Genomic DNA, 25,655 nt, shown 5'->3' on the forward strand with positions numbered 1-25,655 from the left:
TAACTACCTCTTTACTATATAATTTCTTAAATATAACATAAAAAGTTTAATCTTAACAGTATAAGACTAAACTTTTTAAAATTATTATTTATTACGAACAACTTTCCAGAAACTAAGTTTTTTACCGTATCTTAAAGTTGCATTGCGATAAACTTTTATACAAATAAGAGCTATTAAAAATGTTGTTGCTAAAAGTATAGCATAAGATGCAAACAACTCAATCATGCTAACTTCTGCTAAAGCATAGCGGGTTACCATAGAAAAATAAGATGTTAGGGGGATGTATGATAATATCTCAACAAATTTTCCATTGCCAGCGTCATTCATAGTGAAAAGATTTAAAAAGAAAGCAAAGATAAAAATCATAGTAGGAAATATCATTACAGTATTAACTTCCTCGATACGACTTACTAAAGATGCAAATGCTGAGAATAAAAACATAAACATAACTAGACCTGTTAAGGAGAATAAAACCCATACCCAAATTAAACTATAATCTAGGTTACTAACAAGTATTTTCGTAGCTTCTGAATAATTTGGTAAATTTAATTTCAAACCAGCTAATAAGGAAACACACATTAATAATATTTGGGTTACAGCTATACAAGAAAATGCTAGCACCTTACCAACTATTAATATTGTCGGTTTAACAGTTACTACCAATAATTCCATAGCACGATTAGTTTTTTCACGTGCTACATTACTAGCCATTACACTTCCAAACATAAGTATCATAAAATACAGAGCAAATGATAAAAAATAAATAATGCTGACATTAACAAATTTATTTTCTTCATCACCTTTTGCACTAATTGCAGTTACTTTTGCTTTAGGAATATTTTTTTCTACCTCTGCGACCTTATAAAAATCTAAACCATTTTTTTGATAAGCGTACTGTCTAACAAAATTATCAAAGAGCCTATTAAACTCTGTATTGCCAAGAGTAAGACTATTAGACTTAGATAAATATTCATAATTATCATTAGATAAAATTATAGCTTCATCTATTTTTTCATCTTTAATATCTTGTTCAAGCTGACTTCTGTTAGAATATTCCTTTGCGTCTTTTAAATAAGTTTTATCAATAGCTACATCTTTTACAATATAGGCACTACGCTGAAAATTACTATTATCTTCACCAGAAAATAATTTTTTTACAAAACTATCTCCATTAATTATAGCAGGAATAAAAGTTATTCCAAAAGCTATAACAAAATAAATAACAAATACTACTATGGTAGATTTTCTCTTGAAATAATTTTTAAATTCAAAATTAAATACTGTTAATAGTTTACTCATCACTGCCTCCTACTCTTTCTACAAAAATTTGCTCCAAACTAGGCTTAAACAAGCTAAACTCTTCAATATTAAATCCTAAATCACCTATATAAATTAGCAATTCTTTCTTAGCCTCTGCTGATTTAAAATCCAATAAAACCATATCTTTTTCTAAACTACACTCAACATCGATAGCAGTAGAACAGATAGCTTCTAATAGTTGCTCTCTAGTTAATTCTCTAACACTAAGTAGCATTTTACCATTTCCCAAATCTTTTTTTATATTTTCAAGATTTCCAGATAAAATCACTTCACCTTTTTCTAAAATATTAATATCTTCACAGAAATTTTCAACAACTGGCATTTGATGAGAAGAAAAAATAACCAGCTTATCACGGGCTAAAAAATCATTAATAATTTCTTTTAACTTTCCGACATTGACAGGGTCAAGACCACTAAAAGGCTCATCTAAAACTAAAATATCTGGGTCGTCAATCACACACTGAATAATTTGAATTTTTTGAGCATTACCCTTAGACAAAGTTTTTAATTGTTTTTTATTATCCTCTAATTCAAAAAAATCTAGCCAGCGTTTCGCCTCTTTTTTTGCAGTCTTTTTATCCATACCCTTCAGCATGGCAAAATAAACTAGCTGCTCAACCAGACCAACACCATCATACATACCACGTTCCTCTGGCAAATAACCAATTTTTAATTTTTTTCTATCTATAGGCTTGCCGTCTAACAAAATTTCTCCCTTATCAGCCCTAAAAATATCTAACAAAAGTCTGAAACTCGTTGTCTTACCACTACCATTTCGTCCCAAATATCCGTTAGCTATACCGCTCTTAGCTGTAAAATTTACACCCTTTAAAACCTGCGTATCTCCAAAACTTTTATGAACATTACGAAATTCTAATATCATTTTAAATAAATCCTTTCCTAATTTTTGAAAATCATATCAAGCTCTTATTTTATGAAAAACTAAAATATAATTTTCTGTTATCACTATTATAGCATATATATTACATTATTTTTTGAAATTGTTTATATCATTTACAAAGAATTTCTTAATCACTTAAAATTTTGAATTTATAATGTTTAATATTTAAAGATTTTATTTTTTATTTTTGGTTATATATTTTTACTAATAACTAATTTATTTCAGCAAAATTTTAAATATGCTAAAAGTAAAAAACTAATTCTAAAAATAAAAAAATATACCCTAAAATTCAGGAAAGTTTTTCATTTTTAACTTTTTCCTCTATAATGTTTTGTCTTCGTTCAAATTCTCCTTCTTACATACCTGCCAATAAATTATAATTTTTTTATAATTAATAAATAAGCTGAATGCAAGAAAAGTATAGCGACAGTTCCAAGAATTATTAAATTTTCATACTTAGTATTAACAAGTATAAATATTAATACACCTAGTATAAAATTTATGAATAAAACTATAATTATATAAGTTTTTCTTTTTATATTTTTCTCCTTTTTCTTTAATAGACTTTATCTCAAATAATTTAAAACCTACTAGAAAATTAATTTATTCTCTTTATTTATGTATAACTTTCCACCAAATTATATTGTTTTAATATTCTTTCTAATATTTCACTGCTTAAATTCTCTAATGAAATTTTTTCTTTGGCTAAGATATTAAGCACCTTTATCAAGCTGCAATATCCTTTTTTGGCAATAATTATATGGTCTAAGCAACTTATTCCCAATATTTCACCAACTTCTATTAAATTATATGTGGTTTTAATGTCTTCTCTGGATGGGCTGGCATCTCCAGACGGGTGATTATGTAGGCAAATTATACTGGCAGCACTATTTCTTACAGAATTTTTAAATATTTCTCTTGGGTGTATCAAAGAAGATGATAAACTTCCCTTAAAAACTTCACGTTCTTCAAGAATTTTCCCCTTGGTATTAAGGTCGACAGCAATAAAAACTTCTTGTTTTAAAGTTGATAGTTTATGTCGAAAATAATTTGCTACTACTTGTGGATTGTCGCAGGCTACTTCTTCTGATATGTCTTCTGTAAAAATTCTCTTGGCAAATTCTAAACCTGCTAAAATATTTATAGCCTTGACTTGACCTATCCCCTTATGTTTTTGCAATTCATTAAAGGTTGCATAGCGTAAATTATTTATGCCACCAATATCCTTTAATATTTTTTCTGCCAATTCTATAACGTTTAATTTTTGCGTACCTGTTCTAAGTAATATGGCTAATAATTCTTTATCAGAAAGATTACTAGCTCCGTATTTTTTTAATTTTTCTCTCGGTCTATCTTCACAATCTAAATCTTTAATTTTTATATTATTTACCATAACAAAACTTCTCCATTTATTAAAACTATAATATAGGCTAGACATATATAGGGTGCTAAGGGGATTTTTGTTTTTCTATCAATCTTTTTGACAAGGATTAAGTATATACTAAAAAAGCCAGCTAAAATAAATGTATATAAAAATAGATACAGCCCGTCAAAAAAATTCAAAGTGAGGCACAAAATAGAAAATAATTTAATATCTCCATAACCTATACCACTTTTTAAAATAAAATAAATTATATGATACATTATTACTAGCAAGATACTATATTTCAAATTACTAAAATTATTTTTTGAAAATATATTAGCTATGTTAGTAACTAATAAAATAACTTGTAATTTTTCATCTATTTCAAATTTTTTTATATCTTCTATTGCAATAAAAATTAATAACATTACTGTAAAATAATCAAAAAAATTTAAGAACAAAACTTTGTCTACTGTCGCCAGATATATTATTGAAATAACAAGGGCAAATACTTCATAAAGAAATACATCTGTTGGTATTTTATAGTTGCAATATCTGCATTTTCCCCTTAAAAATATGTAGCTAAGTACTGGTACTAGGTCGATAAAATTTAATTTTTTATTACAGTTACAGCACTGGCTTCTGCGATAAAAAAATTCTTTATTTAACTTGCTATCGACAAGACATTTTATAAAACTTGATAATAGTAAAAATAATATTGCTAAAAAATAAACTATCATAAAATATTCTCCATTCAATAGTATTTTATTATAAATATAGATAGAATACAAGTTCAAAAAAAGAGACTATAATATGGTCTCTAAAAATTCTTATTTTATATTTTTTATTTTTTGTAAAATTAGTAGGCTAGCTAAGCCTAGAATACCTAATAGGGAAGAATTTGTTTTAGCAAGTTCTATCACATCAAGTTTGCCGACTTCTAAGTAGTAATTTTAGGCCTACATAAAAATAAATTATAGTGGAAATAAACAATATTCCTAAGGTAAATATGGTAATGAGTATTGTGTATATGAGTAAAACATAGCCAAAGATATAACGACTTTTACTTTTAAATTGTAAAAATATTATAAACACAAGTAGTAATATAAATACTCCTATGTATAAATAGGATAATTTACCCATAATTTCTACTATGTAATTCAAGTCTTTAGTAGAAACATTTGCACTATCCATTGTCATTTTAGTTTGTTCTCTTAGTTGAGCAACTAATTTTGCTCTTAAATAATCTGTTGAAGCATATTCTCTAAAAGAACCTACCCAGACAGCTATTAAAAATATGTAAATAGCAAAAATTAAGTTAGCTATTAGCAATAAAAATTTATCAATTTTTTCTAATTTCATACTAGCTACCTTGTTCTTCTCTACACTTACTACAAGTTCCGTAAATTGCTATGGTGTTGTCTTGAGTTGCAAAACCATATTCTTTGTCTACATAGGCTATGAGTTTATTGAATATAGGATTTTGAACTGTTTGAACGCCATGGCAACAAGTACAAATTAAATGGTGGTGCATACCTGGTGTTACTTTTTGGCGAAGATGATATTTTGCAATACCATTGCCGAATGTTATTTTTTCTAAGATATTTAAGTCGTAAAATATATCTAAAGTTCTATATACTGTTGCTAAACCGATATCTGGATTAACTTCTTTTAAGATAAAATATAATTCTTCAGCACTAAGATGTTCTTTGCTATTTTCTACAAGAACTTTTACTATAACTTCTCTTTGTGGTGTTAGTTTATAGGTTGATTCTTGTAAAGTCTTTATTATATCTTTATAGATAGTCATTTAACACAACCCCTTATATTTTTTAACCATTGTAAAGCTATGATTGTTTTACTGTCAGTAATGGTATTATTATCTAATAAAGTAAAAATTTCATCTAGTTTATATTTTTTTACATTTAAAAATTCATCTTCATCTAGGGCAAGATTGCCCAATTTATCATCTGTTAGGTTGTCTACAAAATAAATTGTAATTAGTTCTGAACTATAACCAACAGCAACATGTGTATCACATATTTTTTTTATTTCTTCTTTGGCTACTTGATAACCAGTTTCTTCTTTTAGTTCACGCAAGGCAGTTTCTAATCTATCTTCTCCTAGGTCTACCTTGCCAGCTGGTATTTCTAAGGTAACTATTTCAGCAGCCTTTCTATATTGCTCTACCATAAGAACTTCTTCTTTGTCGGTAACAGCGAGAATTGCAACTGCTCCGTTATGGCGTAAAATTTCCCTCTTAGATAGACTTCCATCTGGCAATTTGACATCGTGGACTTCAACATTTAATACTTTTCCATTATAAATAGTTGTTTTATTTATTGTTTTTTCTTCTAAATTAGTCATACTTACACCTCTTTATAAATTTTATAAGTCGTATTCGTCTAAATCATTAGCGATGAATATTTGTTTTTCTTTTAGACTTTCTTGAATATTTATTATATCTTTTTTGTCATAGCGTGAGCTGATATGTGTCAAATATATTTTATCAAATTCTATATAATTTAAAAAGTTATATATATTAATAATATTTAAGTGCTTATGTTTTTTTGCTAAATCTAATTCTTCTGCTTTCAAATATGTACACTCAGAAATTATTATATCACTTCCCTGTATAAAGTTTATTAGTTCTGGAAAATATACCGTATCAGGAATAAGTGTAATTGTTTTTCCTTTTTTGTCCTCTTCTAAAAAATCTGCTGACTTGTATATTTGATTATTAAATTCAAATTCTTCATTTTCTTTTATAGTTTTATAAATGCTACCTGGCATTATACCACATTCTTTTAATTTATCTACTTTTAAACTTCCCTTTTGATTTTTAAATTTTATTTTGAAACCGTAACTTTGAACGGTATGAACAAGAGGAAAAATTTCTACTTGAACTCTGTCATCTTGATAGATACGTTCTTCATTTTGGTATTCAATAAAGGTAATATTGTAATTTAATTTTGAATTACTTATCTTCATATTAAAATTGACAAAATCTTCTATTCCTTTGGGACCAAAAATAGTTAAATCGCTCTTGTCATTATTTAATAAAAAACTACGAGAAGATAGGAAACCTATCAAGCCAAATATGTGGTCGCCATGTAGATGACTGATAAATATTTTTTTTATTTTTGATGGTTTTATGCTTGTGTCCATTATTTTATGCTGGCTTGCTTCGCCACAATCTATCAGCCAACATTCTTTAAGTTCCTGCATAAAGTTAAAAACCATACTCTGTGTATTACGATATTTAGACGGAACACCTGCTCCCGTTCCTAAAAAGTGTATTTTCATATAGAACCTATCTTATATTTTAAAGATAACTACTTGAGCGTCATCTATACAAGTTATAATGTGCATAGTATCTTTTGGAATTTCTAGCATTTCAAATTCATTTAAAATTTCTACACTGTCTTCTTTGGCAACAGATATTTTCCCACTAACATTAAAAATCAAAATATTTCTATTGTTACTGTAATTGTCTGTTTGATTTCCTTTTTTTAAGTTCATGTGAACTACTTGGTATTTTTCATGGTCTAATACAATACCACCTAATAATATATTTTTATCTAATTTTGTTTTTTTCATTTTTATATACCCTTTCTTTTGTATAATCCGTCTTCTTCTATTGTTATTTTTTTATTTTTAAATAATCTGCCCACAGCCTTTTTAAAACTTCCCTTGCTCATGGCAAATATTGCTTTTATTTCTTCTGGAGAACTTTTATCGATAAATTCACAGTAGCCATTATTATTTTCGATATAGTCTAGTATGGCTTGGCTGTCTGCGTCAATTCTTTCATAGGCTCGTGGTAGAAATGACCCGTTTAATTCGCCATTATCTTTAACTCCAATAATTCTTACAGAAACAAGTTGACCCAAGCGTGGCTCTGTTTTTCTTTCCGATTCGTGAACAAAAATTTTGTAGCCGTATTTTGATAAAAGAAATGTTCCTACCTTCATTAAACGGTAAGGATATGCCTCAATTTCTTTGTTAAATAATTCTTTGGGAGCTTTTGTATATAAACTTTCTACTATCGTTTCTGTTGCTAAACGTGCAAAAAGTTGACCGCTGTAATCTCGACGTAAAGTTATAAATAATTCATCACTTTCTTTTGGCCAAACAGATTTTAATTTTGGTAAATCTTCTGCCAGTAATTGTATCTCTCTTGAAAATCCTATATCCAAACCTACATAATCATCAGCAACTTTTACTACCTTACTAAATCCGTATTCTCCATAAATTACATCTGGTATATTAGGAGTTCCAAATAATTTGCCACTGCGTGATGGGTAGATAAACATTGAATATTCTTCTCCCACCTCATACCCATCTAAACTTTCAAGGTCTGACTCGTTACAATTAACCTCTCTTCCGTCTTCAGTTTTAAAAACTAATGATGATGATTTTTTTTCTACTAATTCTAAAAAATGAATTTCTCCTGTTATAAATTTATTTTCTTTTTCCATACTACCTCTTACTTAATTTTATATTTTATATCAAAAAAATAAGGGCTGATAACAAAATCAACCCTTGTAAATTTTAATTATTAGCTGGTAAAATTAGCCTGCTTAATAACCATATTTTTTTATCTCTTTTAATTGATTCTCTCTAACTTCTTTGGGTAAAAATCTTCTTATTTCATCCACATTATATCCAACCTGTAACCTTTTATCGTCAACGAGAATAGGTCTTCTCAACATACCAGGATTTTCCTGAATAATTTTATATAGAGAATTCATAGATAATGTATCTATATCAATATTTAATTTTTGAAATGTTTTTGACCTTACTGAAATAATATCTTCTGTTCCCTGCTCCGTAATTGACAAAATATTTTGGATTTCTTCTATTGTCAAGGGTTCAGAAAAAATATTTCTCTCTTCAAATTCTATATTATGTTCTACTAGCCACGCTTTTGCTTTTCTACAAGAAGTACAACTAGGAGATGTAAATAAAGTAACTACCACCAGAACTCACACTCCCTTATAAAAATAACTTCTATTTCCATAATCATCTTATTTTATAATTATACTATACTAATATGTCATTTGCAATATAACAAAAAAAATTTATGAAAAATTTTTTTGTTTTTTTATTCTATTAGGAGGCTAGTTTCATTTTAAAACTTTCTTTTTTTATTTTTATGCTGTTAATTTAACCTTAGCCTATACCTTGCCATCTTAATTTATTAACTTTAATTTTTTACTAAAATCATCATTGATTTTTATTATAGTTTGTGATATTATATTAGAATAATATTTTGCCAGTATGGCGGAATTGGCAGACGCACTGGACTCAAAATCCAGCGAGGCAACTCGTGTCGGTTCGACCCCGACTACTGGTATCGCACGACAACCTTTTAGGTTGTCTTTTTTATTTTATTGTTTAATTCATAAGCGTAAATTTTTTTTATTTTTTCTTGATGATATTTTTATTTAATTTTTTAAAAAATATTTTTCAAAAAATAAAATTTATAAAAAATAAAAAACACCAAGGTATTTTCGTTGGTGTTTTTAAAATTATTATTTTTCATCAACTACATAAGGTAGTAGAGCCATGTGACGTGCTCTTTTTATAGCTGTAGTTAACATTCTTTGATACTTAGCAGAAGTACCAGTTACACGACGTGGTAAAATTTTTCCACGTTCTGATATGAATTTTTTAAGTAATTCTGTATCTTTATAGTCGATTGTTTCTACGTTGTTTTTAGTAAAGTAACATACTTTTTTACGACGACGCATATTGTTACGACGATTGTTAAATTGTGCCATTGAAATTGCCCTCCTATATTAATCTTCTTTAAAAGGATTTACTACATCCTGCATAAAGTCATCATCAAGATTGCTTGGGAAATCTTCTCCAAAATCTGTAAATGATGAATTATCGTTCATAAAATCATACATTGATGTATTATTGTTATTATTCGTATTTCCACTGAAGCTAGAAAAATTATTTTGCGGTTGTTGATTAAAGCTCATAGATCCAAAACCATTATCTTGCATTCTATTTGTATTAGATTTTGATTCTAGGTATTGAATATTATCAGCAACTACTTCAGTAACGTATACCATATTACCATCTTTTCCTTGATAATTTCTTGTTTGTATTCTACCAATAACACCTATTAAGCTCCCTTTTGCTAAAAAACGAGCCATATTTTCTGCCTGTTTTCTAAAAACAACACAGCTAACAAAATCTGCATTCCTTTGACCATTTTGGTCGGCGAATGTTCTATTTACTGCTAAAGTGAAATAAATCATTGGAATATTAGAACTAGAATATCTAAGTTCTGGATCTTTTGTTAATCTTCCTACTAATACTACATTATTAATCAAGATAGTTTACCTCTTTTATTTTTCTACTCTTACTACGATGTGGCGAATAATATCGGAATTGATTTTTGCTAAACGGTCAAATTCTTTTGTAGAAGAATCACTTTCTGAACTTAATTCTACTAAGTAGTAGTAAGCATCAAAGAAGTCTTCGATTTCATAAGCTAATTGCTTTTTACCTAAATCTTTAACTTCAGCAATTTCTGCACCTTCTGAAAGAATATTTACAAATCTATCAACCAAAGCTTTTTTAGACTCTTCATCAATACGTGGTTGAACAGCAAACATTACTTCATATTTTCTCATTGTATTTTACCTCCTTGTGGTCTTTGCGACTCCCTTCTAAAAAGAGAGTAAGGAGTAATTAAAATTACTCGACGTTTATTATATCAATTATTTTAGATAAATGCAATAAAATAATAAATGTTTCTAAAATATCTTGTAAATATTTTTTACTAAATTTATTATTTTAATTTAATAAGAAAAAATAATTTTTATTTAACTAGAAAAATTTTTGTAAAAATTTACAAATCTTAAATAAAAATAAATTTAAAATTTTTCTAATTTAAATTAAAAAATTACAAAATTAAATATTTAAAAAATAAAATACTAATTCATTTAAAATATTTTTCAAATTAAATTTTTAAATACCATAAAAATTATTTTTAAATTTATCATTTTAATATTAAGTAGCAACAGCTAAATTAATTACTTAGAAATTATTATTTAAAATTAAAAATAAAAACAATACTCATTTTCTAAGTATTGTTTTTTGTTATTAGATTACTCCGTGTGCTGACATGGCTTCTGCAACTTTTAGGAAACCTGCAATATTTGCTCCTAAAACTAGATTGCCAGCTTGTCCAAATTCTTCGGCAGCTTTTGAAGAATTTTCGTAAATGTCTTTCATAATAGCATATAATTTTTTGTCTACTTCTTCAAATGACCAAGCAAGTCGGCTAGAGTTTTGCGCCATTTCTAGTGCTGAAACTGCAACTCCTCCTGCGTTGGCTGCCTTGGCTGGCCCAAATAGTACGCCAGCTTTTTGGAATACTTCTACTGCTTCTAAGGTAGACGGCATATTTGCTCCTTCTGCAACTGCAAGAACTCCATTAGCTACTAAAGTTTCTGCATCTTCTTTATTCAATTCATTTTGTGTTGCACAAGGGAAGGCTAAATCTGCTTTTAAGCTCCAAATTGTTGACTGCCCTACTGGCACAAATTTTGCTGTTGGGTGGTGTTCAGTATATTTTACAATTCTTGCACGTTCAACTTCTTTTAATTGTTTTAATGTTGCTAAATTAATTCCATTTTCGTCATAAACGTAACCTGATGAATCTGATACTGCTATTACTTTTGCACCAAGTTGCGATAATTTTTCTACGGCATAAATTGCAACATTACCTGAACCAGAAACGATAGCTTTTTTACCTGCAAAATTTTCTCCTTTTGCTTTTAACATTTGCTGCGCAAAATAAACTGTTCCGTAACCAGTAGCTTCTTTACGAGCCAGCGAACCTCCATATGTTAAACCTTTACCTGTAAGAACTCCATTTTCATATCCCCTAAGACGTTTGTACTGTCCGAACATATAACCAATTTCTCTAGCTCCAACACCAATATCGCCAGCTGGAACGTCAATGTCTGGTCCAATATACTTTTGCAACTCCGTCATAAAACTTTGAGTAAATTTCATTATTTCATTATCAGATTTGCCTTTAGGGTCAAAATTTGAACCACCCTTACCGCCACCGATAGCTTGCCCAGTTAGGGAATTTTTGAAAATTTGTTCAAAACCTAAAAATTTTATAATTGATTGATTGACTGACGGATGGAAACGAAGTCCACCCTTGTATGGACCGATGGCTGATGAATATTGAACTCTATAACCACGATTTACCTGAACCTCGCCCTTGTCATCAACCCAAGGAACTCGAAATGTTATTATGCGTTCAGGTTCTACCAAACGTTCCAAAATATTTTCTTCTATGTACTTAGGACATTTATCGAAAACTGGAACAAGTGATTCAAAAACTTCTTCTACCGCTTGTAAAAATTCTAGCTCGTGTGCATTTTCTTTTTTTACTTTTGCAAAAACATTATTTACGTATTCTCTACCTTTAGTCATAATCGTTCTCCATGTATTTTATTTTTAAAATTATATTGTCGTAAAATAATTATAAATTTTCTGATTATTTTTGTCAATATAGCTAGACAAATTTTTTATAAATAAACTGTTTTAGTGTAACTAACTTTACTTAATTTTTTTCAGATTTATATACAAAAATTAATATATTTCTTGCTTCATAAATTACTTGTATCTAACTACTAAAATCTTGTTCTAAATATGCCAGTATTTTAAAATATAATTCATTATTATATACAGATTGTATTGCTTGTCATCAATTTTAATATATTTTCTTGAATAGAAAAGATATAGCTATGTACTCTTTCTTTTAAATAAAAATTTAAAACAATAATGGCACACATAAAACGGCTATTGCTCCTAAGGTAAAAACAAGTAAAACAAATATTAATTCCTTATTAATTTGGTATTTTTGGTTTGATTTTTTATCTTCAGTAGTTTTTTTAAAAAATTTTTTTTCATAACACTCTCCTTATTGTTAAAATAATTTTCTTTCTTTAATTATAGCAGAGAAATTTTAAAAATTATATTTTAAACTGGAATATTTGCGATTAACTATTTTATGAATTTTAAAAATTAATTTTTTTTAAATTTCTTTACTTATAAATTTTTTTATTTTGAAATTTTGTTTTACTCATAAAAATTTTTATTTTAAATTTTTTCTTGCATTTTATATTTTTTTGAATTAAAATAGTAATCATTACGATTTATATTTTTAAAAGGGGTATTTATATGAAAAAAAAATTAAATATTTTTATGGGTATTTTACTTAGCGTCAGTCTTTTACTGGTTGGCTGCTCTAAAAATACCAGCACAAGTCAACCAAGTTCTGATAAAAAAATTATTTATACGAGCTTTTTTCCCGTTTATGATTTAACGAAACAAATTGTTGGGGATAAGATGGAAATAAAAAATATTATCAAGGGTAATCAAGAACCTCACGATTTTGAACTGCAAACAAAGGATATGAAAGAAATATCAAAAGCAGATTTAATTATTTTTAATGGGGCTAACATGGAAAATTTTATTGATGACTTGAAAATGGCTAGCAAGCAAGATGATAAATTTTTAGACTTATCACAGGGATTGACACTTTTAGAAAGTGGTAGCCTTGAAGAAAATTCAAAAAATGAACATCTTAGTATTAATCCGCACACTTGGTTAAGTGTTAAAAATGCTTTAATCGAACTTGATACAATTTATAAAAAAGTTGCATCTATTGACCCAGCAAATGAAGCTTACTACAAAAAAAATTTAGAAGTAGCAAGTAAAAATTTCAAACAACTAGATGAAAAATTTGAAAAAGAATTAGCAAAAGTTAAGAATAAAGAAAAATATTTTGTAGTTTCGCACGCAGCTTTTAATTATTTGGCAAATGATTACGGCTTAAAACAGGTAGCTATAACTGGTATATCGCCTGAAGATGAACCATCTGCTAAACAATTAAAAACAATAGCCGATTTTGTAGAAAAACATAATATAAAAACTATTTTCTTTGAGGGTAAAACAACGCCAAAAGTAGCCCAAACCCTAGCAAAAAATACTAATACAAAAACTTCAACTCTCTACACTATGGAAAATCTGACAGATGATGAAGTTAAACTGGGTTATATAAAGTTAATGGAAATGAATTTAGAAGCCTTGGTGAGTTCTTTTGATGAATAGAGTTATAGAAATAAAAAATTTAGATTTTACTTATGACAAGGAAAGTAAAAATTATATTTTTGAAAATCTGAATTTAGAAATATACAAAAATGAATTTGTTGCCCTTGTCGGAGAAAATGGTGTCGGCAAGTCTACCCTCTTAAAACTTATTTTAAATAACTTAAAAGCTACAAGTGGCGGGATAAAAATTTTTGAAAATGATGTAGAAGAAAAAAAACATTATCAAGAAATTTCCTATATTTCCCAAAATTCAGTAGCGAATTATCGCCACTTACCTACTACTGTGGAAGAAGTCATCAAGCAACATTTAAAATTTTTGAAAAAAAAGCAGAATGTTGAAGACTATTTAAGGATAGTTGACCTTGAAAAAAAAGCAAAAAAATCTCTTGGTCAACTTTCTGGTGGCGAGTTGCAGAGGGTGGCAATATTATTAGCCTTAATTAAGGAAGCAAAATTAATTATCTTAGATGAACCAACATCAAATATTGATAAAAAATTTTCTAAGGAACTCTTTGCCCTCTTAAAAAATTTGGCAAGAGAAGATAAAACGATACTTATAGTAACCCACGATATTGAAGAAATAGTTAATTATGTTGACTACATCTTACAAATAAAAAATTGTCAGTGTCAAAGATTAGAAAAAATAAAATTTAAAGAGAGTTTGGGGAGATGTTAATGGAAATATTTTATTATGATTTTATGCGTAGAGCCTTCCTTGTTGGTGGCTTGTTAGCTATTATTCTTCCCTGTGTTGGTATGCCGATTTTATTAAAAAGATTGTCAGCCATGGGTGATACCCTCGCCCACTCATCTCTTGCTGGTGTTGCCATAGGACTTTGTTTGGGTATTAATCCCTTGCTCGGTTCCATTATAGCCTGTATTGTTGCGGGGCTAAGTATAGAATTTATTAGAAATAAATTAAAATCCTATCAAGAAATATCAACCGTCATAATTTTAGCAACTTCTATCGGTTTGGCAGGAATTTTTACCAGCTTTACCAATAATTCTAACTCGATAAGTTCCTACCTTTTTGGTTCTATTGTAACAATAAGTGATAGTGAATTTTATATAGTTATAGTTATTTCTTTACTTGTCTTGCTAACTTATAAATTTATTTATACAAAATTATATTTAATAATTTTTGATGTCAGCAATGCAAAAATTTTAGGTATCAATGTGAAATTTATAAATTTTATAGTAACGGTTCTGAGTGCCGCAGCAATTTCTGTATCTGCAAAAACTATCGGCTCTTTAATAGTATCATCACTGCTTATTATTCCGACAATCTGTGCTATGCAAATTGCAAAAACTTATAAAAACACCTTGATATTGTCAATAATTTTATCAATGACCTTTGTATATTTAGGATTATTTATTTCCTATTTTTACAACTTAAAACCTGGTTCAGTGATTGTATTATTGTCAGTTATCTGCTTGATAGTAATTATTTTAATAAAAAAGAAATAAAGGAGTAAAATATGAAAAATAAAAAACAATTTTTAGTAGTTAATATGGTTTTAGTATCTACCTTGTTATTATCTGCTTGTGGTAATAATAAAAAAAATGAAGATGAAGTAAAAAATAATAAGACTGATTATGTAGAAAAAAATAAAAAGTATGTAAAAGATAATACTACTGAAGTATTAATAGACAGTCCTAATGTTAAAAAAGAAGATATTACAAAAATAATTAAGCACGGCGACCACTGGCACATTTTTACTAAAGATGGTAAGGAGCATATAACTTATACTGACCCAACTAAGACTAACGATAATAATTTTTCTTTGGTTAGTGTCGTGTCATTAAATCAATTAAAAGGTTTGAATATTGCTTCTATAAAAGTACATGGCGACCACTGGCACGTTTATACGAGTGATGGGCGAGAATTTTTAACATACGAAAATCCAAGTTCCCTATTTTCTAATTTGGCTATTGAAGAATATGTTGGTTCGCACTCTCCAGTTGCAAATCCTACAACAAGTTATGTGAGTAATCCAATCATAAATGAAGAAAATAAAGAAAATAAAGATGAAGTAATAAAAATATTAGTACATGGCGACCACTACCATATTTATACAGCTAGCGGCAAAGAATTTGTTAGTTACTCTGACCCTAGACACCTGTATCCTAATGCTGAATTTGGTGTCTATGCAGGAAGCCATGAAAATCATAACAAGCCAGCTGAAAATTCAAATTCTGAAAGTAATAATAATTCTGCTTCTGTAAATAATAGTAATTCAAATTCAGTAAGTGAAAATAATTCTGCTTCTGTAAATAATAGTAATTCAAGTTCGGTAAATGAAAATAATTCTAGTTCTGCTGGTTCAGAAAATAATAATTCAGCCAATAACAACAATTCAAATTCTGTAAATAATATACCTGAAGAAGATGAACACTCTGGACTTATCAGCGTCTTGTCAGCCGATGAAATAAAAGCCTTAAAAAACATTACAAAAATTTTAAAACATAATGACCATTATCATATCTACACAGCTGATAAGAAAGAATACATAACTTATGCTGACCCATCAGATATTTTTTCTGGTATAGGAGATTATGCAGACAAGGATAAAGAAAATAATAATGTTTCCGATAAACCAACAGAAAATATTTCTTGGCCAAGTGGCATAACAAAAATAGTTGACCATAGCGACCACTGGCACCTATATGCAGGCAGTAAAGAAGTTGCTGTTGTTAAAACAAATCCAAAAGAACATTATCCCGACGCTGAATACATATTAGAAGATGATGACGACTTAGATGATGTACATTTAAACGAAAATGAAATTATCAGATATGAAGATGTTGAAGAAAGATTAGTAGAATCTGTAATTCCTTATCTGTCTACCAACCTAAAAGCCATGACTAATTTTGGTAATTTAGAAAATCCTACTTCAGCAGTTTTTGGTTCTAACGGTGCTACAGAAAATATATTCTACTGGTTGCATGGCGACCACTATCATGCTGAAAGTCTAATAGACCTAATTAAAAAAGTTAAAGAGGGAACTTTTGGTAATAATTCAGCAGAAGATGTAATTGCGACTATGAAATATATAGTAAATCACCCAGACAATAAAGAAGAATATTTGCGTGTTAAAATAAAACTTGATGTGAAAAAAATTCAAAGATTTTTAATGAAAGCATATAATCTTGATGCAAGTGATGTCTTTAGACTTGGAAATTCATTTGATGTCTATAAAAATGGCCAAACAAAAACTTTTAATATCTCAGAATTTACAGAAGAGAATAATGAAATTAAGTATATTAATGGTGAACTGCCACAATTTAAAAAAGCAAGTGAAACTTCTAATGACTAATTTTTAAAATATAGTATCTGACAAAATAAATTTTAGGTTTATTATAATTCTCTATAAGTATTTCAATATTTATAGAGAATTTTTTTGTAAAAAATATATTGATAAAAAATTAAAAAATGTTAGGACAGATTTTTTTATAAAAAATTCTGTCAATAAATTATAGTAAAAAATATTTTAAAAAAATTTTTACTCCTAACTAAATATTTTTTGCAAAATAGTTTATTAAAAATAAAAAATGACAACATAGAAAAAGACGAAAATATTTAGTCGTCTTTTTCTAATTCTCAAACTCAAATTTTAATATCAAACAGAAAAAATAATTTTATTATTTTTTAGAAATAATTTCTTTATTTTGCAAGCGTAACCCTCCTAATTATACCATGTATTTTTTAAAAAAGATAGACCTTGTTTTCTTATATTCTTAATGATATAATAAAAGTGTAAATAGAAGTGATCACAATATTTCAAAATTAAAATTTTATCACCAAAGGAGGATAATTAAAATGAGTAGAAAATTAAAATTTGCTAGTTCAGTGTTAGCATCTAGCTTAATTATCACACCAATCTCTGCTTTAGTTAGTAATTATGATAATGTGGCTAAGGCTAATGAACTTAAAACATTAAATAATTATGAACCCACTGAAAAAGAAATAAATGAATTTGCTAAAGAATTAGAATTTTTCTTTACAAAAGTAGTGTGTTACCAAAATGGTAAATACTTCATAAACAAGGAAGAAGCTAAAAAGATAAAAGGAATTTCAGATGATGTTATAATAGAATTAGAGAAAAAAGCAAATGAAATAAATAATAATTCTTTTGTTAGTTTTAGAAGTTGGTACATATGCATGAAAGATAGAATTATGGATGAAATAGGCAAAGTCGTTCAGCTAGGAACTTTAGGAGCGAGCATTTTAGAAAGACAAGCATGGACAGAATTAGCTGAATTTATACTAAAAAGGGTTTCAAAACAAGCCGCCAAAAGAAGTCCTTGGGTGCTAGCAGGAATTTTCGCTTGGCATTCTTTAAGGTGTGTAGGACATTAAAATGATTAAATGGTTTAAAAAATTAAATGGTTATTATAAATGGCATATATACTTTACAACTTTCACAATAATATATGCTATAATTTATAAAATAATGTACGATAGATATGATTTTTTCGTAATTAGTCTATACATGATAATTTTAACAACATATATAATAAAAAATGGTAAGAAGTATAAAAATAATAAAATATCAGATACCCATTCAAGTCAGATAGCAAATAAAGAAAAAGAGCAAAATAGTTCCACTATTCTAAACAAAAAAATATAACAAATAATATTAAAAATAACATTATTTATTACATTATTATTACCAATAATAACTATAATTTTATACGTTTATCAAATAAATGACATTCAAGTTCCTTATAGATACGGACTATATGATATATTTCTGTTATTAGTTCTGTTAATTAATATGCTTATTATAAAAATACTAGTAGTAACTATATACAAAATAGAAAAAGACGACAAATAGTCGTCTTTTTTTAAATTCTAAAATTAAAATTTTAATATTAAACAAAAAATAATTTTATTTGTAAAAATTTTAAATATTATAAATATATAAACTAAAAATTTTTTAATTAATACAGTTTAATTTTAAAGTTGTATTATATAATTTTAATTTAGTATTTCAGTTATTTAATTTTTATAATATAATATTATTTTTTCTGTATTATTTATATTTTTATCTTAATTAAACAGATGGCTGTTTTTCATGAATATAGCGGTGTTTTTCAGTCTTTTTTTCCTTGTTTTATAATGTTTTATATGCTATGATTAAGGTGTAATATATATCTTAGTAAAAAATAATTTTAAAATATATTTTCTTGCAAATAAATATATTAAATAAAAAAATAAAGGAGGCAATAAAAATGAGAAAACACAAAAAATTTTTATCGGCAATCTTAGCTTCAAGTCTATTAGTTACACCTATTTCACACTTAATTCATCAAAACAATAATATATCAAAAGCCTATGTTAATATAGCAAATAATACAGAAGAAAATCTTTTAAATAAAGATTTAAAATATATTAAACTATTAGATAAAATGCCAATGAATGTAGCAGAAGGAACAATTGAAGAAGGCATAAAATGGTTAAATGAAAACAAAGGGAAGGACTTTGGATTTGGTGAATTTATAGCGACAGGAGATTCTATTAAATTTCAAAGTTATTACAGAAGTTGGTCTTGCGTCTATGGTATAGGTACTGCAGTAGTAAACTTGTTGCCTTGGTCTAAAATATTAAAACTAAAACAAGGAGCAAAAGCACTAGGGGGCTTGCAAACGGTAGCTTCTAATATATACAATAGATATAAATATTTAATAAACAATTATAGAAGTTATAAAAATAATAAATGGGGTGCAATGAAATTGGCCGTTACAGAAACTGCTAATTCTATGCCTGGCGAGGCGAAAGCAGCTTTTATGGAATTTTTTGGTTTGGGAGGACTGAATGATTGCTTTGACTAAAAAATTAATTTTCTATATCTTTATTTTATTGAATATAGTATTTATAATAAATAATTTTTTTATAGGTATTATACTTATTAAAAAAATATCATATAATTTCTATATTATACTATGTACAATTCTTATAATAAATAAATTAAAAAATATTATAAAAGCATACAAAAACAATGACTAAGTAACTTTTATTTTTTATTTGAAATTAAAATTTTTTATACTAACCATCATATAAAAATAATTTTAAAATATATTTAGTTGCAAATAAATATATTAAATAAAAAAACAAAGGGGGAAATAAAAATGAGGGGACACAAAAAATTTTTATCGGCAATCTTAGCTTCAAGTCTATTAGTTACACCTATTTCTGCTTTAGTTAATAATTATAATAATGTGGCTAAGGCTGAAAAGAATGAAATTCTCTTTAATGAGAAAGTAATTGAAGAAGGTGAAATAATAAAGGATTATATTAGTTTTAATAAAAAAAATAATATATATGTTTTTTCATTTTATTATGATAAATCTTTAGATATTAGATTGAATAATATAAGAAGTAATATAACATCTAAAGATATAAATGAATATATATCAAAATTAAACGATAGATTGATTAAAGAAAATGGAGAAGGACTAATAAATGATTCCATTAAAGAAATACAATATTATTCCAAGTTAAATGGCGATAGCCTATTTAGAAGTGCATGTGGAAATGTATTTGCTTGGGTAGGACTAGCACATTCTACATTTTACGGTCTTTTAATAGGAGGCCCTGTAGGAGCTGGATTATCTGCATTTACAGGTTTAGCATATGCAATAGGTAGTACTGTAGCATGTCCTTAAAAGAAATTATAATCTACAAATATAATGGTACTTTAATCAGTCTTTTTTGCTTAATGATTAATATACACAATCATATAGACAATATAAAAAATTATATATTAATATCATCTTTAATAATTATGACAACATTTATTTATGAAAAAATAACATATAATAAATATAGTCACATTCCCATGTATAAATTACCATTAATATTCGTATACATATTTTATATTTATATTTATTTATATTTATTGAAGTAAAATGTTGATGTATAGGTATATAATTTTAAACAAAAAAGACGACTAAAAAGTCGTCTTTTTTTATATAAATTAACTTAAAAATTTTTTTGAAAATTATAAATTTGTAATAAAAAAATCATTATGTTAAAATTGTTACACTATTAAATTTGATTAAGGAGTTTTATATTATGAATAATTTTGTCTTTCAAAATCCAACAAAAATTATTTTCGGAAAAAATCAAATAAGTAATCTAGCTAGCGAAATTGCTAACTACGGAAAAAACGTGCTACTTGTTTATGGTGGTGGAAGTATTAAACGTAATGGTATCTACGATAAAATTTTTAAGCAATTAGCCGATTTTAATATTGTAGAACTTTACGGAGTGGAACCAAACCCTCGTGTGACTACAGCCCAAAAAGGCGCTGATTTGATAAAAGAAAATAATATTAATTTTGTTCTTGCCGTAGGTGGTGGTTCTGTTATCGACTGCACAAAACTTATAGTTGCAGCGGCTCATTATGAAGGTGACGCTTGGGATATAGTAACAAGAAAACATATTCCTACAAAAGCTACTCCTTTTGGAACGATATTAACACTTGCAGCAACAGCATCAGAAATGAATGCAGGTAGCGTTATAACAAATTTAGAAACACAGCAAAAGGTTGGCTGGGCTTCGCCACTTGTTTTTCCTAAATTTTCTATTTTAGACCCAACTTACACTTTCACACTACCAAAAAACCAAACTGTGAATGGTATAGTTGATATGATGAGCCATATCTGTGAACAATACTTTAACGAAGCTGACAATAGCGACTTGCACGATGCTATGATGGAGGGAGTTTTAAAACAAATTATTCACTACGGACCTAAATGCTTAGAAAATCCCCAAGATTATGAAGCCCGTTCTGTTATCATGATGGCAGGTACCATAGCACTTAACGGTCAATTACGTTGGGGCTTTGACGGCGATTGGGCTAGCCACGGTTTAGAACACGCAGTTAGTGCCGTTTTTGACATAGCACATGCAGAGGGCTTATCTATTCTAATGCCTAACTGGATGAAATATGTTATGCCAAACCACACTGCCAAATTCAAAAAATTTGCTGTCAATGTATTCGATGTAAATACTGAAGGTAAAACAGACCAAGAAATAGCCCTAGAAGGTATTAATAAATTACAAAACTTCTGGCAAGAAATCGGAGCACCTACAAAATTAACAGAAAAAAATATTCAAAAAGAAGATATACCTAGTATAGTAAATGCAATAGCTAGACCAGTAGGAACAATGCAGCCCCTATCAAAAGAAGGTGTCTACAAAATTTATGAAATGAGTTTATAAGATATAAATAATAAAATTTTTAAGAAATTATAATTACTTATTACATTTATTAAAAAAGTAAATAACACTTAAAAATTATAAAAAATTTTCAGCTTATCTAATTAAAAAAGAAGACTCGCAGGTCTTCTTTTATTTTATAATATTTTTAAAATTTTCTTGCACGTCTAAAAAATTAATAATTAGCATTTCTAACTATTACTTTATTTTACTTAATCATGTATATAACCGCTAAATGTTACTAGATATTTATGATCATTTATTTGCACCACTGAATATATTTTTAAGTTTCCTCCAATCAAAGTATCGTATTCTTCAGACTATTCAGAATAATAGTAGTTCCAAGGGTGTAGAACTTAAAGATGAATAATATACTTGTATTCTTTTAGCTTTTTGATGTAGAATTTCACCTCCATTAATAGTTGATACATAAACTTATTTCAGTAACAGTTACTGGAGCTGGTTCTTTTAAATTAAAAGCATTTTTCCCGCCTACGCTAGCCTCTTGAGTAACAGGTATTAATAAAGTTATTGCAGAAAACATGCTAGCCAAAAACTCATATTTTAATATCTTAATCATGAGAAACCCTTACTTTTATTAATTATTTAGTATTATGTACATATACTAGCCAAAAGATAGCACAAAAAATTTTCAATAAAATATTAATATTTTAATTCAATAATAATTTTATATAATATAAAAAAACGACTATTTATTATCTTTTTTCCTATATTTTAATATTATAAGTACATTAAATTTATTGCATGAATTGTCCAAATAGCTAAATTTTCATTAATCTTATATACAAAATAACTAATAACTAAAATATTTAGTATTCTAATTATTACCTTAATTATTATACTTCTTTTCTTAACATTATGTATTAGATCCACACCTATTACTACTTAATACTAGTGCGGTTGCTCCTATTTTGATTTTTCTATGTATTTGCTACTACATAAAATAAATAAAAATTTTTTATTTACGTTCAAATAGTATAAAAAAAAACATAAAAAACAAGTCTTTTATTTGCTAAAAATATATGGTATAATGATGTAGTTGAGGCTTCCAAAGATAATATTTAAATTTAAATTATTAGGTAAGTTTTATTATTTATTTTAATAATTCTAGCCTTGCTAATAGCAAAAAATATTAATAAAAATTACCTCTTCCCATATCAATTTTCAAATTCTTAATCCTATAAAAAATTATAGCTATTTTTAAAATTTATTATAAAATTTTTATATCTTCTCCCCTAAAAATCTTCACCCATTTACAGACCTAAAACCTATATTAAAATATATTATCTGCTTGAAAATTTCTTATATAATTCAATATTTACTTAATCTAGTTTAAAATTTAGCATCTTTTAATTTTTTCTCCACATTTTAAAATTTCAATCTTTACCCTTTTAAAGCTACCCTTTCCTAATCAAAACAGCAAATAGTATTTATAACTTTACTAAGTTAAATATATTTTATATAATTAATCTTTAAAAAATTATTAAATTTATATTGAAGTGAGGGTTATATGAATAAATTATTTTCTAAAAAGACAGGGGCTATTCTTTTTTTATTAAATGCCGCTGTCTATTTAACAACAGAATTTATCGCAGCTATCGGCACAGGCTACCCCCTAAAAGATGTTTACCTTTATAACTTTATCAGTTCACTAGGTGTCTATCCAAATGATTTTGTAAAAGATATTCCGCAAGGTTTTTCTCCTTTAGCCTGGGTTATGAATTTCGGTTTTATATTTACTGGACTAGTTTTCTTTCTTGCTTATTACTTGCTAATATTCCAAATAGTAAAAAAAGATAATAAAGCCTTTAGCTATATTTTACTGCTGATTTCTATAACTTTCATGTCAGGTAGTATCCTAGTCGGACTTTTCCAAGGTGGTGTTCCTTCAGAAGATGGCTTACACGGCTTAGGGGCAAGATTATCATTTTTAGCAGGTAATTCAACTTTAATTCTAAGTGGACTTGCCATAAGAGATAAAGACCTAAAAAAATATAAAATCATTAGCCTAGTTCTTGGAATTTTTGGAATTTGTTCAGCCTTTGGTATGCAAAATGCTATAAATAATCATAATCAACTACTCATGGTTGTATTTGAACGCCTAACAGTTTATCCTATCACCCTTTGGCAGATTATTACGGGGCTAATTTTTTTAAGAAAATATAAAAATACTAACAATAAATAGGTTATTATTAGTATTTTCCTTTATTCATCACTCTTTTTTTCTTTTTCTGATTTTTTATCATTTTTCTTTTCATCAGGTTTTTTAATAATACTTTCGTTAATTTGCTTTGATTTGTCTATATTGGCTAATTTCTCATCTAAATTGTCAAACATAATAGACTTGCTGGCATTTTTAAGATAATTTTCCCCTATTGGCAAATTAAAAATAATTTCTCCGTCATAGCTAAGGGCATATTCTTGACGGACAAAGTCTGTAATAAAGTAGGGGTCTTTTAGCTTATTAATTATAACCTCATTTACCTTATTTTCTGTTTGCAACTGGCTGATTTGATTTTCCTGATTTTGTAGAGTTTCTTCCAGCCTTCTTTTCTCCTTAGAGTAGAAATAGGTTCTAACCAATGTTAATGTTAATAAGACTAGGCACACAGATAAAATTATATAGGCTCTTCTTTTTCTGTATTTCATTTTTGCCTTAATAACATCTCGTCTAAAGTTTTTATCATCTTTTCTTATTTTTTCTTTAGACATTGATTATCCCCCCTTATTCTAATCTTTCTTTTTCTGAAATTAATTTAAACATTTTTACTGCATCTTCTTTTTTGACGCTGTCTTTTATTTCTAAAACTTCATATTCCACTTCTTTTTTGGCAAAGTAAATCCTAATTTTATCTCCTACTTTTAACGAAGTAGATGCTTTAGCAACTTTCCCATTTACCCAGATATATCCTTTTTGGCATATTTCGTTGGCAATGGTTCTTCTTTTTATTATGCGTGAAACTTTTAAAAATTTATCCAATCTCATAAAATAAACCTCCGTTTATTCGTATAATTATTATTACACATAAATATAAGTTTAGCAATTATAATTTATAAAAAGTTAAAATTTATAACTAATTTTAAAATTTTTAGCTGACTTCATTACTATAATTTATGGCTCTTGCTATTTTCGGTTTAGCTTCTTTAGAGGCAATAGAAAATTTTTCTAGTATTTTCTCAAAGTCAATTTTCCCCTGTTCATAGTCTGCAACTTCAAATTCTAATTCATAGTCTACTAGCTCTTTTAAAAAATATGTTTTATCCATCACCAAAAGCCCCTCTGGGATTTCTTTTTCCTTGCGAATAGTTTTTATCTGCTGAATTAAGACTAAATCCTCGTCTACATTAAAGGCTAATAATTTTTCCTTTATCAGCCTTGGCAAACTGGCAACTTTCAAACTTGCTACAAGTTCCTTATTTTCCCATACTTCATTAATTTCTATATTAGATCTAGCTCCTTTTATTTTTAAGGTTATCTCACTTTTATTATTAGTATGACGAATACGCAGGGCTGCATTATTATTTTTTAGGCTTTGCCTGCTATCTTCATAGTAGTAATTACTATTCTTAATAGTCCCTAACTTATCTAAATTATAGTATTTGTAAATAGCCTCATATTCTTTTTTATTCAACATATTTTTAAATTCTATTTCTATTTCCGGCAT

At 27.4% G+C, this 25,655-nt stretch carries 29 protein-coding genes and 1 tRNA gene; 11 read left to right on the forward strand and 19 right to left on the reverse strand.

Features of this window, described 5'->3' with window-relative positions; genetic code table 11:
- Positions 1–84: 84 nt before the first annotated feature.
- The 11 genes from KMP11_RS07175 to spxA form a co-directional block, all read right to left on the reverse strand.
- Complete coding sequence (locus KMP11_RS07175; protein WP_215756448.1) at positions 85–1,299, reverse strand: ABC transporter permease; 1,215 nt, start codon at positions 1,297–1,299, stop codon at positions 85–87.
- Positions 1,292–2,203 carry an ABC transporter ATP-binding protein gene (locus KMP11_RS07180; protein WP_215756449.1) on the reverse strand — a complete coding sequence of 304 codons (912 nt, stop codon included), beginning with the start codon at positions 2,201–2,203 and terminating at the stop codon, positions 1,292–1,294. Before KMP11_RS07180 ends, KMP11_RS07175 begins: the two co-directional genes overlap by 8 nt.
- Before the next feature lie 634 nt (positions 2,204–2,837).
- Complete coding sequence (gene radC / locus KMP11_RS07185; RefSeq protein WP_216279833.1) at positions 2,838–3,614, reverse strand: RadC family protein; 777 nt, start codon at positions 3,612–3,614, stop codon at positions 2,838–2,840.
- A complete protein-coding gene (locus KMP11_RS07190) occupies positions 3,608–4,324 on the reverse strand; it encodes a prepilin peptidase (protein ID WP_215756451.1) in 717 nt (238 codons plus the stop codon). Before KMP11_RS07190 ends, radC begins: the two co-directional genes overlap by 7 nt.
- 184 nt (positions 4,325–4,508) lie before the next feature.
- Positions 4,509–4,946: a hypothetical protein gene (locus KMP11_RS07195; protein ID WP_215756452.1), complete on the reverse strand. Its 438-nt coding sequence runs from the start codon at positions 4,944–4,946 to the stop codon at positions 4,509–4,511.
- 1 nt (position 4,947) lies between these two features.
- Positions 4,948–5,394, reverse strand: a complete 447-nt coding sequence (locus tag KMP11_RS07200) for a Fur family transcriptional regulator (protein WP_215756453.1) — start codon at positions 5,392–5,394, stop codon at positions 4,948–4,950.
- The gene (locus KMP11_RS07205; protein WP_215756454.1) at positions 5,391–5,951 is read right to left on the reverse strand and encodes an NUDIX domain-containing protein; all 561 of its coding nucleotides are present in this window, start codon (positions 5,949–5,951) and stop codon (positions 5,391–5,393) included. Before KMP11_RS07205 ends, KMP11_RS07200 begins: the two co-directional genes overlap by 4 nt.
- A 21-nt stretch (positions 5,952–5,972) precedes the next feature.
- Complete coding sequence (gene rnz / locus KMP11_RS07210) at positions 5,973–6,890, reverse strand: ribonuclease Z (protein WP_216279834.1); 918 nt, start codon at positions 6,888–6,890, stop codon at positions 5,973–5,975.
- A 12-nt stretch (positions 6,891–6,902) separates the two neighbouring features.
- Positions 6,903–7,184 (reverse strand): hypothetical protein, encoded by a 282-nt coding sequence (locus tag KMP11_RS07215; protein ID WP_215756456.1) that lies wholly within the window; start codon positions 7,182–7,184, stop codon positions 6,903–6,905.
- 2 nt (positions 7,185–7,186) lie between these two features.
- Positions 7,187–8,065: a CvfB family protein gene (locus tag KMP11_RS07220; protein WP_215756457.1), complete on the reverse strand. Its 879-nt coding sequence runs from the start codon at positions 8,063–8,065 to the stop codon at positions 7,187–7,189.
- A gap of 102 nt (positions 8,066–8,167) precedes the next feature.
- On the reverse strand, positions 8,168–8,566 hold the full coding sequence (gene spxA, locus KMP11_RS07225) for a transcriptional regulator SpxA (protein WP_215756458.1): 399 nt from the start codon (positions 8,564–8,566) through the stop codon (positions 8,168–8,170).
- A gap of 295 nt (positions 8,567–8,861) precedes the next feature.
- Here spxA and KMP11_RS07230 point away from each other — a divergent pair.
- A tRNA-Leu gene (locus KMP11_RS07230) sits at positions 8,862–8,943 on the forward strand.
- Between the two features lie 178 nt (positions 8,944–9,121).
- Here KMP11_RS07230 and rpsR read toward each other — a convergent pair.
- The 4 genes from rpsR to gdhA all read right to left on the reverse strand — a co-directional run bounded on the left by rpsR (position 9,122) and on the right by gdhA (position 12,059).
- Entirely contained in the window at positions 9,122–9,370 is a 249-nt protein-coding gene (gene rpsR / locus KMP11_RS07235; RefSeq protein WP_371741345.1) for a 30S ribosomal protein S18, read from the reverse strand.
- Positions 9,371–9,388: 18 nt separating this feature from the next.
- Positions 9,389–9,934, reverse strand: coding sequence for a single-stranded DNA-binding protein (gene ssb, locus KMP11_RS07240; protein ID WP_215756676.1), 546 nt, complete (start codon positions 9,932–9,934; stop codon positions 9,389–9,391).
- Positions 9,935–9,949: 15 nt separating this feature from the next.
- Complete coding sequence (gene rpsF / locus KMP11_RS07245; RefSeq protein ID WP_215756675.1) at positions 9,950–10,237, reverse strand: 30S ribosomal protein S6; 288 nt, start codon at positions 10,235–10,237, stop codon at positions 9,950–9,952.
- A 472-nt stretch (positions 10,238–10,709) separates the two neighbouring features.
- Positions 10,710–12,059, reverse strand: coding sequence for an NADP-specific glutamate dehydrogenase (gene gdhA / locus KMP11_RS07250; protein ID WP_215756674.1), 1,350 nt, complete (start codon positions 12,057–12,059; stop codon positions 10,710–10,712).
- 750 nt (positions 12,060–12,809) lie between these two features.
- Between gdhA and KMP11_RS07255 the strand changes: the two genes are divergently transcribed.
- The 9 genes from KMP11_RS07255 to KMP11_RS07295 all read left to right on the forward strand — a co-directional run bounded on the left by KMP11_RS07255 (position 12,810) and on the right by KMP11_RS07295 (position 21,972).
- Positions 12,810–13,742 (forward strand): metal ABC transporter solute-binding protein, Zn/Mn family, encoded by a 933-nt coding sequence (locus KMP11_RS07255; RefSeq protein WP_215756673.1) that lies wholly within the window; start codon positions 12,810–12,812, stop codon positions 13,740–13,742.
- Positions 13,735–14,418, forward strand: a complete 684-nt coding sequence (locus KMP11_RS07260) for a metal ABC transporter ATP-binding protein (protein ID WP_215756672.1) — start codon at positions 13,735–13,737, stop codon at positions 14,416–14,418. Before KMP11_RS07255 ends, KMP11_RS07260 begins: the two co-directional genes overlap by 8 nt.
- Positions 14,418–15,209, forward strand: a complete 792-nt coding sequence (locus KMP11_RS07265) for a metal ABC transporter permease (protein ID WP_216279835.1) — start codon at positions 14,418–14,420, stop codon at positions 15,207–15,209. The genes KMP11_RS07260 and KMP11_RS07265 overlap by 1 nt, the downstream gene beginning before the upstream one ends.
- 11 nt (positions 15,210–15,220) lie before the next feature.
- Positions 15,221–17,059, forward strand: coding sequence for a hypothetical protein (locus tag KMP11_RS07270; protein ID WP_216279836.1), 1,839 nt, complete (start codon positions 15,221–15,223; stop codon positions 17,057–17,059).
- 503 nt (positions 17,060–17,562) lie between these two features.
- Complete coding sequence (locus KMP11_RS07275; RefSeq protein ID WP_215756669.1) at positions 17,563–18,102, forward strand: hypothetical protein; 540 nt, start codon at positions 17,563–17,565, stop codon at positions 18,100–18,102.
- Between the two features lies 1 nt (position 18,103).
- The gene (locus KMP11_RS07280; protein WP_215756668.1) at positions 18,104–18,373 is read left to right on the forward strand and encodes a hypothetical protein; all 270 of its coding nucleotides are present in this window, start codon (positions 18,104–18,106) and stop codon (positions 18,371–18,373) included.
- Between the two features lie 604 nt (positions 18,374–18,977).
- Positions 18,978–19,577, forward strand: coding sequence for a hypothetical protein (locus KMP11_RS07285; RefSeq protein ID WP_215756667.1), 600 nt, complete (start codon positions 18,978–18,980; stop codon positions 19,575–19,577).
- Positions 19,578–19,874: 297 nt separating this feature from the next.
- Entirely contained in the window at positions 19,875–20,411 is a 537-nt protein-coding gene (locus KMP11_RS07290; protein WP_215756666.1) for a hypothetical protein, read from the forward strand.
- A 409-nt stretch (positions 20,412–20,820) separates the two neighbouring features.
- A complete protein-coding gene (locus KMP11_RS07295; protein WP_215756665.1) occupies positions 20,821–21,972 on the forward strand; it encodes an iron-containing alcohol dehydrogenase in 1,152 nt (383 codons plus the stop codon).
- Between the two features lie 412 nt (positions 21,973–22,384).
- Here the strand turns inward: KMP11_RS07295 and KMP11_RS07300 are convergent, their stop codons facing one another.
- Positions 22,385–22,549, reverse strand: coding sequence for a hypothetical protein (locus KMP11_RS07300; RefSeq protein ID WP_215756664.1), 165 nt, complete (start codon positions 22,547–22,549; stop codon positions 22,385–22,387).
- A gap of 951 nt (positions 22,550–23,500) precedes the next feature.
- Here KMP11_RS07300 and KMP11_RS07305 point away from each other — a divergent pair.
- The gene (locus KMP11_RS07305) at positions 23,501–24,175 is read left to right on the forward strand and encodes a DUF998 domain-containing protein (protein ID WP_215756663.1); all 675 of its coding nucleotides are present in this window, start codon (positions 23,501–23,503) and stop codon (positions 24,173–24,175) included.
- 20 nt (positions 24,176–24,195) lie between these two features.
- On the opposite strand, the gene KMP11_RS07310 is transcribed toward KMP11_RS07305, so the two are convergent.
- The 3 genes from KMP11_RS07310 to KMP11_RS07320 form a co-directional block, all read right to left on the reverse strand.
- Positions 24,196–24,702 (reverse strand): septum formation initiator family protein, encoded by a 507-nt coding sequence (locus KMP11_RS07310; protein WP_215756662.1) that lies wholly within the window; start codon positions 24,700–24,702, stop codon positions 24,196–24,198.
- Positions 24,703–24,715: 13 nt separating this feature from the next.
- Positions 24,716–24,976, reverse strand: a complete 261-nt coding sequence (locus tag KMP11_RS07315) for an RNA-binding S4 domain-containing protein (protein WP_215756661.1) — start codon at positions 24,974–24,976, stop codon at positions 24,716–24,718.
- A 103-nt stretch (positions 24,977–25,079) separates the two neighbouring features.
- Positions 25,080–25,655 carry a CYTH domain-containing protein gene (locus KMP11_RS07320; protein ID WP_215756660.1) on the reverse strand — a complete coding sequence of 192 codons (576 nt, stop codon included), beginning with the start codon at positions 25,653–25,655 and terminating at the stop codon, positions 25,080–25,082.

Source organism: Gemella sp. zg-570 (genome assembly GCF_018866345.1).
Lineage (GTDB): Bacteria > Bacillota > Bacilli > Staphylococcales > Gemellaceae > Gemelliphila.